At 61.8% G+C, this 3,663-nt stretch carries 3 protein-coding genes; 1 reads left to right on the top strand and 2 read right to left on the bottom strand.

Annotation, left to right across the window (positions count from 1 at the left end):
- Positions 1-80: 80 nt before the first annotated feature.
- Both QMX91_RS29810 and QMX91_RS29815 read right to left on the bottom strand, forming a co-directional pair.
- Complete coding sequence (locus QMX91_RS29810) at positions 81-455, bottom strand: DUF6124 family protein (RefSeq protein WP_097090429.1); 375 nt, start codon at positions 453-455, stop codon at positions 81-83.
- A 382-nt stretch (positions 456-837) separates the two neighbouring features.
- On the bottom strand, positions 838-1,806 hold the full coding sequence (locus QMX91_RS29815) for a LysR family transcriptional regulator (RefSeq protein WP_223008447.1): 969 nt from the start codon (positions 1,804-1,806) through the stop codon (positions 838-840).
- 275 nt (positions 1,807-2,081) lie between these two features.
- On the opposite strand from QMX91_RS29815, the gene QMX91_RS29820 reads away from it, so the two are divergent.
- On the top strand, positions 2,082-3,581 hold the full coding sequence (locus QMX91_RS29820) for an efflux transporter outer membrane subunit (protein ID WP_223008446.1): 1,500 nt from the start codon (positions 2,082-2,084) through the stop codon (positions 3,579-3,581).
- Positions 3,582-3,663: the final 82 nt, after the last annotated feature.

Here is a 3,663-nt window from a genome sequence, read left to right on the forward strand (position 1 = left end):
GCTCGCGAAAGCGGTGTGTCAGTCACCGAAAGTGTTGGATGTGCTGACGCCTTCGCGAGCAAGCCCGCTCCCACAATGGCTCAGCTGTGTGCTGCAGGTTGGCTGATTTCCACGTTGTCCAGCACCCGATTCACCGCCAGCTCGGCCAGCATGATGATTTGCTGGATCGCCAGTATCGTCTGTCGCTGCGGGCTTTCGACATAGGCCGCAATGTCGCTGGTCATGATGCTTGCCGAGGCCAGTGATTCGCAGGCGTGAACCAGCAGGCTTTCGTTGTCCATGTCGGGGACGACCTGGAACATGCTGCTGGGTTTGTGGAATCTCACAGCGGCGGCGGAAGGTTTCAGGTAATGGTCGAGTGCACGCTCGGCGGCGTCGTGGAGCTTTTTTGAATCGAGGGATTCGTAGGGGGAGGTGCTTTCGGCTTGGGGCGGATTGGGTGTGGGTTTGATCATGGTGGAACTCCATTCGGGATGTGGAGTTCGCCACGTACTGCGACCAAGCAATAGGGTGGCGAACCGTACGCAGGTTGGTCGACCAGGGAATGGAAACCCGGCAGGGCCAAGGCCCTCCCACGCACAGCTCGCCATTAAGCAAGCTTAAAAAGTGCGCCATTCTAAACCCGGACGACCAAGTCCGGTCGTTGATTCGTCAACGACCCCCTGAGCCTATCCACCCCACTTCCGAGTCACAACCGTCAAAACCTGTCGGAAAACTCCCTTCAAATCACCGCTTCTGTAGGAGCTGCCGTAGGCTGCGATCTTTTGATTTTTAAACATCAAGAGCAAAAGATCACAGCCTGCGGCAGCTCCTACAGTGAACACCGTATGTTGAAAATCAGTTGGCGACGCGGGCTCCGGCGAGGCTCCCACTCAACTCATACGCCGCCAGTTCCGCCTGATGCGCCGCCAATATCTCCGGCAGTGACCCGCGCAAATACTCGACCCAGGTCTTAATCTTCGCATCCAGGTACTGCCGCGACGGGTAGATCGCGTACAGGTTGAGTTCCTGCGAGCGGTAGTTGGGCATCATCCGCACCAGCGTGCCGTTGCGCAGGCCTTCGATGGCGGCGTAGACCGGCAGGACGCCGACGCCCATGCCGCTGATGATCGCGGCTTTCATCGCATCGGCGGAGTTCACCAGGAACGGCGAGCTGTTGATGGTGACCATTTCCTGGCCGTCCGGGCCGTTGAAGGCCCATTTTTCCAGGGGGATCACCGGGCTGACGAGGCGCAGGCAGGCGTGGTTCAGCAGGTCTGCGGGTTTTTGCGCGCAGCCGTTGACTTTCACGTAGGCCGGGGAGGCGCAGACGATGCTGTAGGTGATGCCCAGGCGTTGCGAGACGAAGCCCGAGTCCGGCAGTTCGCTGGCGAGCACGATGGACACGTCGTAGCCCTCGTCGAGCAGGTCCGGCACGCGGTTGGCCATGGTCAGGTCGAAGGTCACGTCCGGGTGGGTCTTGCGGTAGCGGGCGATGGCGTCGATCACGAAGTGCTGGCCGATGCCGGTCATGGTGTGCACTTTCAACTGGCCGGCGGGGCGGGCGTGGGCCTGGCTGGCCTCGGCTTCGGCTTCTTCGACATAGGCCAGGATCTGTTCGCAGCGCAGCAGGTAGCGCTTGCCGGCCTCGGTCAGGGCGATGCGCCGGGTCGTGCGATTGAGCAGGCGGGTTTGCAGGTGGGCTTCCAGGTTGGAGACCGCGCGCGAGACGTTGGCCGTGGTGGTGTCGAGTTGCACGGCGGCGGCGGTGAAGCTGCCGGCTTCGGCCACACAACTGAAGGCGCGCATGTTTTGCAATGTGTCCATGGGGTGCTCTCAAGGGAGATGGCAAATTGTGACACGAAGTTTCAGGGGCTGAGACCCCCGACCAACGGATTATCTCGTTAACGGTAACAAAGATTCACAGGAATCCCAGCTTATCGCCACCAAGGCGCCCACCTAGAATTGCGCCGCTCCCTGTAGGAGCTGCCGCAGGCTGCGATCTTTTGATTTTGTTTTAAGGGAATCAAGATCAAAAGATCGCAGCCTGCGGCAACCCCTGCACAAATCCCCGCCTTATCCTCTTTCAGGAATTCGCAGCTGTGCCGCGTCGCATCATCAGAGCGCTTTTGCCGCTCAGTGTTCTGGCTTTTACCCTGGGTCTCAGCGGCTGCATCTCAACGCAAGGAATTGCCCCGCATAGCACGGCATTGGAAGCCGACGCACTGGCCACTGACGACGCCATCGCCCACGCCGCCCGTGACGCCAACTGGCCCACCGCACAATGGTGGCAAGCCTACGGCGACCCGCAACTCAATCACTGGATCGACCTCGCCGTGCAGGGCAGTCCGAGCATGGCCATGGCCGCTGCTCGGGTGCGGCAGGCCAAGGCGCTGGCCGGTGTCGCCGAAGCGGCCGAGTCGTTGCAGATCAATGGCGAGTCGACACTCAAACGCCACAACTGGCCGACCGACCAGTTCTACGGCCCGGGCGAGCTGGCCAACACCACCACCTGGGACAACAACGCCGCGCTGGGTTTCAGCTACGCCCTCGACCTCTGGGGGCGGGAAAGCAATGCCAGCGAACGCGCGGTGGATCTGGCGCACATGAGCGCCGCCGAAGCGCGGCTGGCGCAGCTGGAATTGCAGAACAATATCGTGCGCGCCTACATCGAGCTGTCGCTGCATTACGCCCAGCGCGACATCGTCGCCGCGACCCTCAAGCAGCAACAGCAGATTTTGGATCTGGCGCAGAAGCGTCTGGACGGCGGCATCGGCACGCACTTTGAAGTCAGTCAGGCGGAAACGCCGTTGCCGGAGACCCATCGGCAACTGGATGCGCTGGACGAAGAAATCGCCCTGAGCCGCAACCAGATCGCCGCGCTGGCCGGCAAAGGCCCGGGCGACGGTGCGCAGTTGCAGCGGCCGACGCTGGCGCTGGGTGCTGCGTTGAAACTGCCATCGGCATTGCCCGCCGAGTTGCTCGGTCAGCGCCCGGACGTGGTCGCCAGTCGCTGGCAAGTGGCGGCGCAGGCACGTGGCATCGATGTCGCGCATGCCGGGTTTTATCCCAACGTCGATCTGGTCGGCAGCCTCGGCTACATGGCCACTGGCGGCGGGGCGCTGGAGTTTTTGACTGGCAAGAAACTCAACTACAACGTCGGCCCGGCGATCTCGCTGCCGATCTTCGACGGTGGGCGTTTGCGCAGTGAGCTGGGCGAAGCGTCCGCCGGGTATGACATCGCCGTGGCGCATTACAACCAGACGCTGGTCAATGCACTGAAGAACATCTCCGACCAGTTGATCCGTCGCGAGTCGATGGACAAGCAGCAAGCCTTCGCCGCCGAGTCGGTGGCTACCGCGCAGAAGACCTACGACATCGCGATGATCGCCTATCAGCGTGGCCTCACCGATTACCTCAACGTGCTCAATGCGCAGACCTTGCTGTTCAAGCAACAGCAGGTGCAGCAGCAGGTGCAGGCGGCGCGCTTGAGTGCGCATGCGGAACTGGTGACGGCGTTGGGTGGCGGACTCGGAGCTGGCAATGATGTGCCCACAGCCGAGCAAACGGCAGCCCCGAAAACCCCGGCCCTTTTGCGGTGAACACACAACCCTTGTGGGAGCGGGCTTGCTCGCGAATGAGGTGTGTCAGCCAGCGCATCAGGTGTCTGACACACCTCATTCG

It is taken from the genome of Pseudomonas sp. PS01299, from assembly GCF_029960145.1.
GTDB classification, from domain to species: Bacteria; Pseudomonadota; Gammaproteobacteria; order Pseudomonadales; family Pseudomonadaceae; genus Aquipseudomonas; species Aquipseudomonas putida_A.